At 38.7% G+C, this 16,594-nt stretch carries 11 protein-coding genes; 4 read left to right on the plus strand and 7 right to left on the minus strand.

Annotated features, from left to right (window positions below; all coding sequences use genetic code 11):
* From dnaE to EGS71_RS21435, 4 genes are all read right to left on the minus strand, one after another.
* The gene (gene dnaE, locus EGS71_RS21420; RefSeq protein WP_001160984.1) at positions 1-3,564 is read right to left on the minus strand and encodes a DNA polymerase III subunit alpha; all 3,564 of its coding nucleotides are present in this window, start codon (positions 3,562-3,564) and stop codon (positions 1-3) included.
* A 214-nt stretch (positions 3,565-3,778) separates the two neighbouring features.
* Positions 3,779-4,846 (minus strand): type II asparaginase, encoded by a 1,068-nt coding sequence (locus tag EGS71_RS21425; RefSeq protein WP_000956445.1) that lies wholly within the window; start codon positions 4,844-4,846, stop codon positions 3,779-3,781.
* Between the two features lie 683 nt (positions 4,847-5,529).
* Positions 5,530-6,837, minus strand: a complete 1,308-nt coding sequence (locus tag EGS71_RS21430) for a dicarboxylate/amino acid:cation symporter (RefSeq protein ID WP_000810598.1) — start codon at positions 6,835-6,837, stop codon at positions 5,530-5,532.
* Positions 6,838-7,302: 465 nt separating this feature from the next.
* Positions 7,303-8,733, minus strand: a complete 1,431-nt coding sequence (locus EGS71_RS21435) for a pyridoxal phosphate-dependent aminotransferase (RefSeq protein WP_000078703.1) — start codon at positions 8,731-8,733, stop codon at positions 7,303-7,305.
* 240 nt (positions 8,734-8,973) lie between these two features.
* Here EGS71_RS21435 and msrB point away from each other — a divergent pair, with 240 nt between their 5' ends.
* The 4 genes from msrB (at position 8,974) to EGS71_RS21455 (ending at position 11,417) form a co-directional block, all read left to right on the plus strand.
* A complete protein-coding gene (gene msrB / locus EGS71_RS21440) occupies positions 8,974-9,393 on the plus strand; it encodes a peptide-methionine (R)-S-oxide reductase MsrB (protein ID WP_000521160.1) in 420 nt (139 codons plus the stop codon).
* Positions 9,390-9,875 carry a glutathione peroxidase gene (locus EGS71_RS21445; RefSeq protein ID WP_000066032.1) on the plus strand — a complete coding sequence of 162 codons (486 nt, stop codon included), beginning with the start codon at positions 9,390-9,392 and terminating at the stop codon, positions 9,873-9,875. The genes msrB and EGS71_RS21445 overlap by 4 nt, the downstream gene beginning before the upstream one ends.
* Positions 9,875-10,720: an AraC family transcriptional regulator gene (locus EGS71_RS21450; protein ID WP_000535310.1), complete on the plus strand. Its 846-nt coding sequence runs from the start codon at positions 9,875-9,877 to the stop codon at positions 10,718-10,720. The genes EGS71_RS21445 and EGS71_RS21450 overlap by 1 nt, the downstream gene beginning before the upstream one ends.
* Positions 10,721-10,784: 64 nt before the next feature.
* A complete protein-coding gene (locus EGS71_RS21455) occupies positions 10,785-11,417 on the plus strand; it encodes a LysE family translocator (RefSeq protein ID WP_000451670.1) in 633 nt (210 codons plus the stop codon).
* 57 nt (positions 11,418-11,474) lie between these two features.
* Here the strand turns inward: EGS71_RS21455 and dapC are convergent, their stop codons facing one another.
* The 3 genes from dapC to purT are packed head-to-tail and all read right to left on the minus strand — an operon-like array spanning position 11,475 to position 16,578.
* Positions 11,475-12,644: a succinyldiaminopimelate transaminase gene (gene dapC / locus EGS71_RS21460; protein WP_002009171.1), complete on the minus strand. Its 1,170-nt coding sequence runs from the start codon at positions 12,642-12,644 to the stop codon at positions 11,475-11,477.
* Positions 12,645-12,669: 25 nt separating this feature from the next.
* Positions 12,670-15,333, minus strand: a complete 2,664-nt coding sequence (gene glnD, locus EGS71_RS21465) for a [protein-PII] uridylyltransferase (protein WP_000608324.1) — start codon at positions 15,331-15,333, stop codon at positions 12,670-12,672.
* Positions 15,334-15,360: 27 nt separating this feature from the next.
* Entirely contained in the window at positions 15,361-16,578 is a 1,218-nt protein-coding gene (gene purT, locus EGS71_RS21470) for a formate-dependent phosphoribosylglycinamide formyltransferase (RefSeq protein ID WP_085944079.1), read from the minus strand.
* Between the last annotated feature and the right edge of the window lie 16 nt (positions 16,579-16,594).

A 16,594-nucleotide genomic window follows, 5' to 3' on the forward strand; every position in this document is an offset into this window, starting at 1 on the left:
TTACGAATATTGAGAAACTTCGCTTTGGTATGAATCCAATGCATCATCAATAGTCATGTCCACAGGAGGTGAGGCAACAGGTTGTGGACGAACAGGTTCTGCTGCTTTAGCTGCCTTAGATTTTACCTGATATTCAATATGAATATTATCCTTACCAAAGTAATCTCTTAGTTTGGCAAGAAGTTCATCTAAAGGAGCGACTTTCCATTGTGGGCCAAGCTGAAGCTCAGCCTGAGCATATGGTTGGTCAATCTGTAACTGTATTGCAATATGCTGATGCATATCGACATTACAATAAGGCAATAATATATTTTGTAGATCTTTTGCCAAACTTGGTTGCAATAGATCATGGGTTAACTTGATTTGAATGCTATTGGCGCGTTTTTGTCTGATTTCATTTAAGCTAAACGCTTTGTTCAAGCGTCCCATTGGACGATCAAAACCTTCACGCTCATAAATTTCGCCTTCAAAGACGACTACGCGCTCAACTTGAATAATATCTTTAAAGCGTTGGAAACGTTCGTGGTTACAGCTGACTTCAATACGTGCTGTTCCGTCGTCAAGCACAATAACAACCCGGTTTGGGAAATTCGCTACATCAAGGACGAGTCCTGCATAAACAGTCGTTACACCGCGACGAGTTGCGGTAATTTCATTAAGTTTTGCAGGAATAAACGCTTTGAGTTCTTGACGATAAACATCAATTGGGTGACCTGTTAAATATAGTCCAAGCGTATCTTTTTCGCCTTTGAGACGAACTTCATCACTCCATGGCTTAACAGGTTTAGCTGGTTTACGTTGAACTTCTTCAACTTCACCAAATAAGTCCATAATACCGCTTTCACGGTTACTACGTGCCTGTTCGGCAGCTTGGACAGCTTCTGGCAATTGAGCCATTAGACTTGAACGTTCAATACCTAAACAATCAAGCGCACCAGCACGGATAAGTGCTTCTAAGGTTCGTTTATTGATTTTTTTCAAATCAATACGATGGCAGAAATCGAATAGGTCAGTATAAGGCCCTTGTTGGCGACGTGAGTCAATAACAGACTGCATTGCCTGTTCACCAACACCTTTAATTGCCCCTAAACCATAAACAATGGTTTTATCATCGCTCGCATGGAAATGATAAGTCGACATATTGACTGATGGCGGTAAGACCTCGAGTCCGTTATTTCGGCAGTCATCAATCAAAAATACGACACTGTCAGTGTTCTGCATTTCCGATGACATTACTGCTGCCATAAATTCGGCAGGATAGTGGGCTTTTAACCATGCTGTATGGTATGCAACAAGTGCATAGGCTGCGGCGTGCGATTTGTTAAAACCATAGCCTGCGAACTTTTCCATATAGTCGAAGATATGGTTAGCTGTGCTTTCATCAATACCTTTTTGTCCAGCACCCTCAAGGAAGATTTGGCGCTGTTTCACCATTTCTTCAGGTTTCTTTTTACCCATCGCACGGCGGAGCAAGTCAGCGCCACCGAGTGTGTAACCTGCACAAATCTGTGCAGTTTGCATTACCTGTTCTTGGTAAACCATAATCCCGTAGGTTGGTTCTAATACACCTTCTAGCAATGGATGAAGATACTCAAATTCTCCACCATGCATACGGTGAATAAAGTCTGGGATCAGATCCATCGGACCCGGACGATATAAAGATACGAACGCAATAATTTCTTCGAATTTACTTGGACGCGCTTCTTTAAGCATTCGTTTCATACCGACGGATTCAAACTGGAATACCGCGGTTGTATTTGCATCAGCAAAGACAGAATAAGCTTTAGGGTCGTCAAGAGGGACGTGTGAAATGTTTAAAGGGTCATTGCTATCGCGGTTTTTATTAATATTTTGAATAGCATCTTCAATAACGGTTAAGTTACGTAGACCCAAGAAGTCGAACTTTACGAGACCTGCAGCTTCTACATCATCTTTATCATACTGTGCTACGCGGTTAGTACCGTCTGCGTCACAAAGCACAGCAGAGAAGTCGGTAATTTTACCGGGTGCAATAACAACACCACCGGCATGTTTACCTGTATTTCTGGTAATACCTTCTAACTTTAATGCCATTTCCCAAATTTCGCTGGCATCATCATTATCTGGGTTGGAAGGGTTGGTAACAATATCTTTAAGCTGAGGTTCCATTTCAATCGCAGTTGCCAAATCCACACCAAGTGGCTTAGTTGGAACCATTTTTGAAATACGGTCAGCTAGACCATAAGACTTTCCTAAAACGCGGGCAACGTCACGAATCGCACCTTTCGCAGCCATCGTACCGAACGTTGCAATCTGAGACACCGCTTCACGGCCATAAGTACGTGATACATAATCGATCACACGGTCACGACCTGCGATACAGAAATCGACGTCAAAGTCGGGCATCGATACACGTTCCGGGTTTAAGAAACGTTCGAAGAGTAGGTCATAACGAAGTGGATCAAGATCTGTAATTTTTAAGCTATAAGCTACTAATGAACCTGCACCTGAACCACGGCCCGGTCCAACAGGGACACCATTGTTTTTCGCCCATTGAATGAAGTCCATGACAATCAGGAAGTAACCAGGGAATCCCATTTTCAGGATGATTCCGACTTCATAATCTATTCGTTCATCATATGGTTTACGAATTTCGGGCCAGTCTTCACCACGCTTTTCGACAGGATAAAGGTAATTTAAGCGCTCTTCCAAACCTTCCTTTGATAAGTGCTCAAAATAGGTATCGATGGTAAAACCATCAGGAATTGGATACTCAGGTAAAAAGTAAGTACCGAGCTTTAAAGTGACATTACAGCGTTTAGCGATTTGATAGGTGTTTTCAATAGCACTAGGAATATCTGAGAACAGCTCAATCATTTCATCAGAAGTTTTGAAATACTGCTCTGGACTATATAAGCGCGGACGTCGATCATCTGCTAAAACATAACCATCTGCAATACATACACGAGCTTCGTGCGCTTCGAAATCTTCTTTTTCAATAAAGTGCACATCGTTGTGCGCAACAACACCAATATTATATTTAGCTGCAAGTTTGGCAGCTTCTTGAATAAAATCTTCTTCGCCAGGACGATCAGTACGTGTTAAGGCTAGATAAACACGATTACCAAACTTTTCAATCCACTCTTCAAGTAAAGGTTCTGCTTTTTGCGGGTTAGATGAGCAAAGCATTTGCCCAACATCACTATGTTGGCCAAGTAAAACAATAATATCTTGATGCTGCTCTAGGACCCATTCTTTTTGTACACAAGGGATACTGAGTTGCTGGCCTTCAATAAAGCCACGCGAAACAATTTCAGTCAATCCTTTCCATCCAATATCGCTCATTGCAAGCAAAGTTGCACGATGTTGGGCATCATTAAGACGGATTGTACTACCCAAAATTGGCTTAATGCCTTTCTTAAGACAAGAGTTATAAAACTTTACAGCAGCATGAAGGTTAGATAAGTCGGTAAGTGCCAGCGCAGGCATTTCATCCTTTACCGCAGTCTTGACCAAGTCGGGTATGCGAACAATCGACTCTGTAATCGAAAATTCTGTGTAAATACCGAGATGAACAAACTGCATAAACCAATCCTTAATGCGACCGCAGCATAGTTTAACACGCAAAGTTCAAACGAAATGCTTAATATTTTGGCAACTGTTATGGATTTTAGTATTTAAACAGAAGGTTGAGAACACGAAAGTGAAGGATTGATCAAAGTTGTTCTTTTATTTTTAAAGAGAAAATTAAAGCGGATAAAAAGAACCAGCCCAAATTGATTTGGGCTGGCTAGAAATTTTAGTACTGCCAGAACATGCGTTGAATTTCTTTCGCATCGTTAGTTTTTGTAAGTGCCAACGCTGCAAGAAGACGTGCTTTTTGAGGATTCAAATCATGAGCTGCTACCCAACCATATTTAGAGTCAGGTTGTTCTGCATCACGTAATACAAAACCTTGTGGAACGCGTGATGAGCGGATAATTTGAATACCATTTTTGTCATGAAGGTTTTGTAATGTTGGAACGATATATTTCGCTACAGAACCATTACCTGTACCTGCATGAATAATCGCTTTAGCGCCAGCTTTTGCATATGCTTCATAAGCATCAGGAAGCATAGAGTCAGAACCATAAACGATTTGTACTGTTGGAAGAGCATCACCTTTAATATTTTCAATATTAAATTCTGAAGCATTGGTATGACGTTTAACAGATTGTCTAAACCAATATGGTTTGCCTTCAACAAGTGTACCCAAAGCACCCCATTGGCTTACAAAAGCATTTGTATGAATGTTGATGCCTTTAGTTACATCACGAGCAGCAAAAATAGAGTCGTTCATGAGAACCATAACGCCTTTATTTTTTGCATCATCAGAAGCGGCCAATGCAACAGCACTATAAAGGTTAAGTGGACCATCTGCTGAAAGAGCAGTTGATGGGCGCATTGAGCCAACAAGTACGATTGGTTTATCAGTATGAACAACAAGATTTAAGAAAAAAGCTGTTTCTTCTAAAGTATCTGTACCGTGTGTAATCACAACGCCATTTACAGTTGGCTTTTTAACAAGTTCATTTACTTGACGAGCAATTTGTAATAATTCCTTGTCAGTAATACTTTCAGAAGCTACTTGTAATGCTTGAATACCAGATACATTTGCCAAATCTTGGATTTGAGGAACTGCATTGATTAAAGCATCAACTGGAACTTTTGCCGCCGTATAAGTTGCACTATTTGCTGAGCTTGCGCCAGCACCAGCAATGGTACCGCCAGTAGCAACAACAACAACATTGTTTTTTGCGTAAAGTGGGAGAGAGCAGGCTAATAAGCCCATCGCTAAACCGAAAGATTTAACAGTTTTAGTCAACATCGAAAATATCCTTATGAAGTGACGAAGTATAAAGTTTGCCGAATACGCCTGCTTTTCCTAAGCAAAATACATACCATGTAAAACATATCCGTAACTTGTTTGAATAAAAGCATCCTTGAATATCATTTTGTTTCGACAACAATCATTTAAACATTGCTTTTATTCAGCGCTAATAAATATCATGAAAAAAATAAAAAATCTATTAAGTTTTTCTAATTTATCTGAATTTATTTACTTTTTAATATAATTCACGCAAATGATTTTTTAGTCTTTATAAAATTAAAAAATAATAGGTTGGGTTGGGTCTTTATTTAACATTTGGTGGATTTATTGAATTGATTTTTAAAACTATATTTATTAAGAATATAAAATAAAATTTTTCATGTTCGAATTAAATAATAATCTTAGTTGTTTAATATAATGAATCGATCATAAATTGAATTAAAAAATAATCAGTTAGTGTATGTTTCTAAGTATATAAATTTTTGAATGATTATTTTTTATTCTGTTTTTAAGGTTTACTTTTAAGAAATTTAATAGGAATTAAAATCCATAATTTGGCCTATTATTTAATATAGAAATACTGATAACTTTTTATTGTTTAGTTCGAAAGAAAAAAAGAGCAATTTTATAAGGTCGTATAAAATTGCTCTTAAGTTGGGAGAGTGGGAGAAAAAGGAAACTTAAGCGATTGTTTGTTCTTGAGTTGATTTAATTAATACAGGCTCTGGTAATTCTTCAGTATCAGCTACTTTATCGCCTTCAAGTTTGGCAACAACTGCAGTCGCAATACTATTACCTACTACGTTTGTTGCAGTACGGCCCATATCAAGGAACTGATCAATACCAAGCAATAATAGAATGCCGGCTTCAGGCAAATGGAACATTGTGAGTGTTGCCGAGATAACTACAATAGAAGCTCTTGAAACACCCGCAATACCTTTACTTGTCACCATAAGCGTTAACAAAATCAAGATTTGTTGAGTGAAGCTCAGATCAATATTGTAAGCTTGAGCGATAAAGAGTACTGCAAAGGTGGTGTACATCATCGAACCATCAAGGTTAAATGAATAACCCAAAGGTAAAACGAAGCTAGTCACTTTTTTAGGCACGCCGAACTTATTTAAAGCATCCATAACTTTAGGATAGGCTGATTCACTTGAAGCTGTAGCAAAAGCAAGTGTTACAGGTTCACGGATCAATTTACCTAAACGGAAGATATCTTTTTTAAGTACGATTGCGCCAACAGAGAACAAAATGACCCAAAGTAATAGCAGACCGAAGTAGAATTCTGCGATTAAAATGCCATAATCAACAATTAAGCCTAAGCCTTGTACTGTAATTGCTGAAGCGATTGCAGCAAATACTGCAAAAGGTGCGAACATCATTACGTAGTCAGTAATGCGAAACATGATTTTACTGAGTTCATCAGTTAAGCGAATGATAACTGAGTCTTTTTCTTTGCCCTGATTTACAAAAGCAAGAGCTGAACCAAAGAAAATAGAGAAAACAAGGACTTGTAAAATATCATTGTTCGCCATTGCTTCTGCAATGCTGCGTGGGAACACGTGACTCAAGAATGATTGCAAGGTAAAACCAGTAGTTGTTGGGAGAGAAGAACTACTAAGTTGTTGAGCTGTTGGTAATGCTAGGTCTAGCGCCGCGCCAGGTTGGAAAAAGTTTGCTAAACCCATACCGATGGCAAGTGAGACAAACGAAGCGGTAATAAACCAAGTCATTGACTTGAGTGTGATGCTACCAATTGAAGTTGATTTGCCCATTGAAACAATGCCGCACACAATTGTAGCAAATACCAATGGGGCAATAATCATTTTGATGAGACGTAAAAAGATATCTGTGACGATGTTGAAATAAGAAGCGATTTGCTTCAGTTGCTCGCCTTCATTAAAGAAGTGATGACAGATCCAACCCGTCAATACTCCTAGTAAAATAGCAACCACAATATACTTGAGCAATTTCTTTTGCTTCATAGGAACCTCTATCCTTTGGGTTCAATCATCTTTTAGATGGGATAACGATGATTGAAAGCTTTCCTTGTAGTTCAGTTCGGTCCTGTAACTGATTTCATCTTCCTAAATTTGCATCAGTATTAACCGAATCGAATATGGTGATGTTGTTATGGGAAGGGATTGTTGCTCGGTTTTGAAGCAGTGTGAAATGCAAAAAAATATCAACTTATGCATTTTTTGCATAATAACGAAAGGAGGAATAGGGGATAAATATAGTAATTTAAACGTTTGGTAAAAAAATATGGATGAGGTTTTTTGAGAAAATAAGTCTTATATATTATTTTTAAAAGTTTATATTATTCAGTATATTAATTTGGTTTATTGATCTGATTAAAATAGGTGATATTAGTTTTTAAATAATTATTTAAATGATATAAAAATAAAAAAAGCACTTAATTTAAGATGCCTTTTTTATTATGCATTTTTTTAACGGCGATTGGCCAAGAAACGACCTAAACGACCAATTGCTTCACGTAATTCGTTTTCTGCCGGTAAGAAAACAACACGGAAATGGTCTGGTGTTGGCCAGTTAAAACCTGTTCCTTGAACTAATAGTACTTTTTCAGCACGAAGTAAATCTAACATTAACTTTTCATCATCTTCGATTGGGTAAATGTTAGGGTCAAGACGCGGGAAACAATACATTGCGCCTTCTGGTTTAACACAGCTTACACCAGGAATTTCATTTAACATTTCCCATGCGATATTACGCTGTTCATATAAACGTCCACCTGGTCGGATCAAGTCATTAATAGACTGATAGCCACCAAGCGCCGTTTGAATTGCATACTGAGCTTGTACGTTTGCACATAAACGCATTGAAGCTAACATATCCAGACCTTCGATATAGTCTGCTGCACGGCTCTTATCGCCTGTGATTGCCATCCAGCCTGAACGGAAACCAGCAATACGATATGCTTTTGATAGCCCATTGAAAGAAATACATAATTGGTCGCCTGCTAAAGAAGCAACAGCAACATGTTCAATGCCGTCGTAAACGATTTTGTCGTAAATTTCGTCAGCAAATAAAATCAGGTCATGTTTCTTTGCAAGTGCCACAATTTGCTCAAGCACATGACGTGGATATACCGAACCAGTTGGGTTGTTCGGATTGATAATGACAATACCACGAGTGTTTGAAGTAATTTTACTTTCAATATCGGCAATATCAGGATACCAACTGTTTTCTTCATCACACTTATAATGAATGGCTGTACCGCCTGACAGGTTAACGGCAGCTGTCCAAAGCGGATAGTCCGGCATCGGAATGAGCATTTCATCACCATCATCGAGTAGGCCTTGCATAGCCATGACAATGAGTTCAGATACACCATTACCGATATACACGTCATTAACATGCATATTTAAGATGCCTTTTTGCTGGTAGTACTGGCAGATTGCTTTACGTGCCGGAAAGATACCTTTTGAATCTACATAACCAATTGCATTTGGTAGGTTTAAAGCAACGTCATTAATAATTTCTTGTGGTGCTTCAAAACCAAATGGGGCAGGGTTGCCGATATTCAGCTTAATGATTTTATGTCCTTGCTCTTCCATTTCATTGGCGGCTCGTAATACTGGTCCGCGAATGTCATAACAAACATGCTCAAGCTTCGATGATTTTTTAATTTCTCGGGAAGTTGGCATGGATTGGAGAGTAGCAGTATTTTTAGACATAGCTGGATTCACTTTTGCATATCGGTATAAATAACTTTTAAATGTTTTGACTGTTACCAAATTAAGATCATGTTGATCTTTAAGTAATTCAACAATTTTTTCATGGGTAAAGCCCGATTGCTGATACTGTTTGATAACTGGTAATAGTTGCTGGAAAAGCACACTTTTTTTCTGAGACATGTTTTGTCCTATACAACCGTGCCACACAAGAATAGCACCATCTTTGCTTCCTTAAAAGGAAATAAAATAAAAAATTGCTTTCTTTTGTTTTTGTATTTTGCTTACTTTCTGCTTTCTGTTATTTAGATGTTTAAAATCCAACAAATTTTACGTTCAGAGACTAGTGTTTTTTTGATGAATGGCGTAAATATAAAATACGATTATCAATTTATGTTTACATCAGAATAAAAGGTGCAGGTCATGGGAAAAGTTAATAAAACAGACCGAGAATGGCAAAGAGAGTTATCACCTGAAGAATATCGGATAACGCGACAAAAGGGCACTGAACCAGCATTTACGGGGCAATACTGGAATACTAAGCAACATGGCACATATGTTTGTCGTTGTTGTGGCGCGGAATTGTTTTCGTCAGATGCAAAATACGATAGCGGTTGTGGTTGGCCAAGTTTCTTTCGCCCTCTGAATGGAAGCGTTATTGATGAACATGAAGATTTAACGCATGGTATGGTCAGAACGGAAATTGTTTGTCATGATTGCGAAGCTCATCTTGGGCATGTTTTTGAAGATGGACCACAGCCGACAGGTTTACGCTACTGTGTGAACTCGGCATCATTACAACTGAAAACACAAGAAAAAAATGATGAGGAAACCTATCCATGAGTAACATTTATCAGTTTGAAGCTGAATTGTTAGAGGGAGATATTAAACAATTCGCTGATTACAAAGGTAAAGTTTTATTAATTGTAAATACTGCAAGTAAATGTGGTTTTACTCCACAGTTTGCGGGCCTCGAAAAACTTTATGAAAAATATAAAGACCAAGGTTTAGAAGTTTTAGGTTTTCCCTGCAATCAGTTTGGTGGGCAAGATCCCGGAAGCAATAAAGAGATAGGTACATTCTGCCAGCGTAACTATGGAGTGAAATTCCCTATGTTTGCCAAAGTAGATGTAAAAGGTCCTGAAGCTCATGTGATCTTTAGATATTTAACCCGTGAAGCAAAAGGAATTTTAGGAAGCAGTACTATTAAATGGAACTTTACTAAGTTTTTAGTTGGTAAAGATGGTTCGGTTTTAAATCGTTATGCGCCAACAACCAAGCCTGAAGCATTGGAAGCTGATATTGAAAAAGCATTAGCGAGTTAATGGGTTCAATGAACGCTATTCCTCAAACTTTCGAGTTTTGGCAAGATCGGCGAATGCCTTATGTGGAAACCCGAAGGTCATGTTTTGGCAGAACATGTTATAAATCTCATAGCCATCCAACATTTTCAATTGGTGCTATAGATGAGGGGAATAGTGTTTTTCAAAGTTCTTTTGGCACTGCACAAAAGATCTCGGCGGGTACATTAGTTATTGTGCCCGCACATGTTGAGCATTCATGTAATCCTATGCCAAATCAGGCATGGAGTTACCAGATGCTTCATTTAGATCTAGCATGGTTAAATCAACTGTATTCAGAATTTCAAGAGCAAGGTCTTGATTTACATATACCTCAGCATAAGCCGCTCATTATAAAAGACGAATCTTTATATGAAGCTTTTACTGAAATGAATGAGACATTATTTGATGCGCAAAAATTAATTTTTGAAAAAGAGCAGTCTCTTCTCCATTGCCTGATTCATTTGTTATTACCTCATTTTATTTTAGAAGAAATACAAAAGCCTCAATATTTATATAAAGACTTTTTAAACCTGATCGATGTGATTTCATCCTCAGAGGGTTTTATTTCTTTAGAAGAACTTGCTCAACGAGTAGGTTTAAGCAGATATGCAATCATACGTCTATTCAAAGCAAATGTAGGTTTAACTCCACATGCATTTCAAATTAATTTAAAAATTAATCAGGCTCGAGAGCAGCTCAAACAAGGCGTGCCACTTGCCGAATTGGCTGTAAATTTAGGTTTTAGTGATCAAAGTCATTTCCATAAAGCTTTTAAAGCACATACAGGGGTAACTCCTCGGCAGTTCCAGCTCGCAGCCGCGCAATAATTTACAAGAAATTGTTTAGCTCTATTTCTAAGATTTTCCAGACTGTTTTACAGATGAAGCTGTTATGGAAGTTTTTTTAGTTATTGCATTTACTCATTTTTTAGCACTCTTATCACCGGGTCCAGATTTCTTTCTTATTCTCACTAGTCTTCTACAAAAAGGACGCCGTTATACATATGGTATTGTTCTAGGAATCACTTTGGGAAATGCTTTAATTCTGGCTGGATGCCTGTTTAGTTTTATGTTGCTTGGAAATCTAAGTAGTATCTTACTTTTAATATTTAAATGGCTTGGCGCTTTGTATTTGGCTTATTTGAGTTTTCTTTGTTTTAATGCAGCCCGATCTACAGTTCTAAATTTCTCAACCGATGTAAATAATTTAAGTGACCAAGCAAAAGATAAGCGCAACAAAATTAAAAGCTTGGTATTAGGTTTGCAATCGAGTCTTCTAAATCCAAAAAATATTATGTTTTATAGTAGCTTAATGCTGCTTATACAACATAAATTTAGTTTATTTCAAAAACTGCTTATGAGTGTATGGATGGTCGGTGTGGTGTTAATCTGGAATATCTTATTGGTTAAACTGCTGGCCTATGAACGAATCTTAGTCAAAATTAAGCGCTCTGCAACAGGTTTATATTATTGTTCTGCGGTAGCTTTTATTCTTTTTGCTGTGCTTTTGATTACATATAAATAGTGTTATAGCCCAGTTGTACAACCTGAGTAAAAGGCTGTACAACTGCTAAGAAGAGGCTTACAGAATGGCTTTTAAACGCTTAACTACTTCTTCACATTGAGCTAAATCTGCCACTAACGCCATACGTACATGGTTAGCTCCAGGGTTACCTTGTTCGGTATCACGAGATAAATAACGGCCCGGTAAGACTTTAATATGTGCTTTTTCCATAAGCATTTTGGCAAAAGTTTCATCATTATCCACTTTTAACCAATAGTAAAAACCGGCATCTGGTTTTTGTAATGGAAGCAAATGACCTAGCTCAGATTGAAATAAGTCAAATTTTGCACGATATTGCTTACGGTTTTCTTCAACATGGTTTTCATCGTTCCACGCTGCGATTGAAGCAAGCTGGTGTTGTACTGGCATTGCAGCGCCGTGATAAGTGCGGTATTGCAAATATGGCTTTAACAGATCAGCATCACCCGCTACAAAACCTGAGCGCAAACCTGGTAAGTTTGAACGCTTTGAAAGTGAATGAAATACGATACAGTTTTTGTAGTCATCACGGCCAAGCTCAGCACAAACTTCTAATAGGCCAGTAGGCGCTTGGTCAAACCAAAGCTCTGAATAGCATTCATCAGAAGCAATAACGAAATTATATTGATCAGATAAGGCAATTAGCTTTTTAAATTGTTCTTTGGAAAGCACAGTACCTGTTGGGTTACCCGGTGTACATACAAAAAGTAGGGCTGTCTTTTCCCAAACTTCTGCTGGTACTGCATCAAAATCACCTAAATAGCCATTTTCTTCCTTGCAATTAATGAAGTATGGCTTTGCACCTGCAAGTAAAGCCGCACCTTCATAAATTTGATAAAACGGGTTCGGCATCACCACATAAGGTGCATCTTCACGATTAATTAATGCCTGTACAAAAGAGAAAATGCCTTCACGTGTACCAGAGACAGGCAAGATGTGGTTTTCAGCACTAATGCTGTTAAGTTTAAAGCGCTTAGTTAACCAATCTGCAATGCTTTGGCGAAGCTCTGGTAAGCCTTTACTGTTTGGATAAGTTGATAAATGGTTAAAGTTATCAATAATAGCCTGTTTAACAAACTCTGGTGCTGGATGCTTAGGTTCGCCAATTGATAGAGGAATCAAGGGAAGGTTAGCAGGAGTAGTATCCTTAAAAAGTTGGTTTAACTTTTCAAATGGATACGGGTGTAATAACGACAAGCTAGAGTTCATTAAACAGTTACCAAGTAGTTGAGTTTCAGTGCTGACAAATTTGATTAGATGCTTCATCTAATGCAGCTTTCAATTTTTCCGAGAAGAGTTTGACCTCTTCGTTATTCAGCGGTTTTCCATCTTTTTTGGTGACAAAGAAAATATCTTCGGCACGTTCACCTAAAGTTGCGATTCGGGCTGAATGGATGTCTAAACCTTGCATCATAAATAAACCACCCACGCGTGCAAGTAGGCCGGGGTGATCGAGTGTTGAAATTTCGACCATATTTTGCTGTAAGGCTTCATTTAATGTTACGTCGACTGTATTTTCAATATCGAAGTGACGTAATTGACGTGGAATGCGACGTTGCATGAGTCCCGGATATTGGTCTGGTTGACTAAGGGCTTTCACTAATGCATTTTTAACGGTTTCTTCACGTTCTGGGTCGGTAAGCAATGTCCCGAAACGATCCAGTACAACATAAGTGTCTAAGCTAAATGCTGTACTTGCCGTGATAATTTTTGCGTCCTGAACGTCTAAGTTCATTCGGTCTAAAACGGCAACAGTGGTGGCAAATAGGTTAGGTTGATCGCGAGTATAAATAAAGATTTGCACCGCATCTTGAGCTGCTTTACGGTGAGCACGCAAGAGGACTAATGGCTCTGGATTATCACCGTGTTTTAAAATTGCTTGTGTATGCCACGCAATTTCATCTGCCGATTCTTTAATGAAGTATTCATCACCAAGTTCTTGCCAAACTTTTTCGACATCTGCCAATGCGAAGTTATTTACTAGTAATTCACTTGCTGCAAACTTGGTGTCTTCAATTAACATTTGGTAGTCAACAGGACGGCCTAAACCTGTACGGATTACATCACGAGCGTGCGTATAAAGTTGACGCATAAGTGATGCACGCCATGTATTCCATAGTTTTGGATTTGTCGCGTTAATATCGGCAACCGTTAATGTATACAGATAATCAAGATGCTCCATATCGCCCAGTTTTTCAGCGAAATCTTTCACGACATCAGGATCAGAAATATCTTTTTTCTGAGCGGTCAAAGACATGAGCAAATGGTTTTGAATAAGCCATGCAATTAATTTACATTCACGCTCTGTAAAGCCATGTGCACGACCAAACTCAATCGCGTCTTCTGCACCAAGTTCGCTATGGTCACCACCGCGACCTTTTGCGATGTCATGGAATAAAGCAGCAATAAATACAATATCTTGACGAGCAAGACGTTGGAAAACTGAACTTACTACAGGGAATTCTTTGGCAAATTCAGGTTCTCTAAAACGATTTAAATTACGCAGCAATAATAATGTGTGAGCATCGACCGTATAGATATGGAACAGGTCATATTGCATAAGGCCCATAATTTGGCCAAAAGCAGGAATATAGTTTCCTAAAACACCATAACGTTTCATTGCAACCAAGGTATCGTATAAACGATATGGTGAGCGAATAATCGACATAAACAGTGCTTGATGCTCTGGATTATCGCGATAACTTTGGTTGATTCGTTTCGCGGCAAGAATAAGTAAGCGTAAAGTCCGGGCGCGAATACCTTCAATATCTGGTCGATTGGCTAAAATATAGAACAGCTCTAAAATTGCGCTTGGATGTTCTGCAAATATTTTATGATGTTGTACGGCAAGTTTATTATCGACAATTTTAAAGTGATCGTTAACAACTTCAATTTTGCGTTCATAGTTGGGCAGTCGAGGAGTAATCACTGACTCGCTAAAATACGCAAGCAACATTTCATTGAGTGTTGAAACTTGCTGCGCCGTACGGTAGTAGCGTTTCATGAATTGCTCAACACCATAATTTACAGGTTGGCCTTCTTGACGAACATAACCAAATTTAGCGGCAATTTCCCTTTGATGGTCAAAGAGTAAACGGTTTTCATCCCGTTTAGCTAAACGGTGTAAATGATGTCGAATTTCCCAAAGAAAACTTTCTGCTTCTTCTAAAACTGCCAATTCAAACTCTGAAATGAAACCTAAATGCACTAAGTCATAAATACGATTTACGCGAAAGTGACGTTTGGCTATCCAGCCAATTTGGTTAATGTCACGTATACCGCCCGGTGCATTTTTAATGTCGGGTTCTAAATTACTTTCAGTATTGTTGTGTTGGTGATAACGCTTGGCTTGCTCTGCCATTTTTGCGTCATAAAATGTTTTATCTGTCCATGTCTGTGAAACAATACGGCGAGGCCATTTCGCAAGCTGACTATTACCCGTAATTAATCGCGCTTCAATTAAAGTTGTTGCAACGGTTAAATCTGTAGCAGCCTGTTCAACACAGCTTTGAATCGTGCGAACACTAATGCCAGGTTTAAAGTTTCCAACGTCCCATAAAGAAGAAATAAATGTAGAGATACGTTTTTCGTTTTCTTCGTTAATTTCATGCTCCGATAGGATCATGATATCGACATCGGAATAGGGCAACATTTCACGGCGCCCATAACCGCCTACAGCAAAAAGGCCCAGTTCTGTCTGATCGAGTTCAGCATGTTTCCATAAAAAGATCAGTGCTTCATCTACTAAATCTGAACGGGCTTTAATGATTTCACGAATAGATTGCCCATTTTCATATGAATCTTGCAACTGCTTTTCTACATCCGTTCGCCATTGATTAATGGCTTTAATATCATGATGACTTGAGACATAGTTCAACAATGGCGATATATTGATCATGAAAATGGGTCTACCAATAAGTAAAAATTAAGAGTTTGTTTGAACGCTTACTTGATCAGCGGTTTCTTTCGCTAAACTACGAGCAAGATCAGTATTTTCAGCACGAGCGGTTGCTACCCCCATACGACGACGTTTGAAACCTTCTGGTTTGCCAAACAGGCGTAAATCGGTGTCTGGGTGTGTTAAAGCTACATTGAGATTGCTATAACTTAAATTGCTGGCATCAACTCCAGCATAAATTACTGCACTTGCTGCAACACTGTGGCGTGCTGTGTTTACAGGTAAACCTAAAATTGCACGTGCATGCAGTTCAAATTCACTTTGAAACTGAGATGCTAAAGTTACGAGTCCTGTATCGTGTGGGCGAGGTGAGACTTCACTAAACCAAACCTTGTCGCCTTTAATAAACAGTTCTACACCAAAAATACCACAGCCACCAAGTGCAGTTGTCACTTTATTTGCAATACGTTTTGCTTCTTCGAGTGCCGCCGCCGTCATTGGTTGAGGTTGCCAGCTTTCTACATAATCCCCGGCATCTTGGCGGTGACCAATTGGGTCACAGTAATGAGTTTCGATTTCACCAGTTTCAGGGTTTTTAGCGCGAACGGTAAGTAATGTAATTTCAAAATCAAAATCAATTTGAGATTCAATAATAACCGTGCCTTGGTTAACACGGCCACCTTGCATCGCATATTCCCAAGCTGCATCGACTTCATCGAAACTTTTTACACGAGACTGACCTTTACCTGAAGATGACATGACTGGTTTTACAAAGTTTGGATAACCAATGTCATCGCAAGCGGCGCGGAAGCTTTCGAGCGTATCAGCAAAACGATAAGCAGAAGTAGGTAGGCCAAGTTCTTCAGCCGCAAGACGGCGGATGCCTTCACGGTTCATTGTGAGGTTTACAGCTTTAGCAGAAGGGATGACAGTTGCTGTTTTGCTCGCTTCAATTTCAAGTAAAACTTCTGTCGCAATTGCTTCAATTTCTGGAACAATTAAATTTGGTTTAATTTTCTCGATGAATTGTTTTAATTGGGCAGGATCTGCCATGTTTAATACATAAGAAAAATGTGCAACTTGCATTGCTGGTGCGTGATCATAACGGTCGGCTGCATGTACTTCTACACCAAGGCGTTGTAAGGAAATTACAACTTCTTTGCCAAGCTCTCCTGAACCTAACAATAAAACTTTAAATGCAGAAGATTGAAGTGGGGTACCGAGTGTCACGCTCATGCGAATCATCCTGACAAAATTATTT

The organism is Acinetobacter sp. FDAARGOS_559 (assembly GCF_003940475.1).
Taxonomy (GTDB): Bacteria; Pseudomonadota; Gammaproteobacteria; order Pseudomonadales; family Moraxellaceae; genus Acinetobacter; species Acinetobacter baumannii.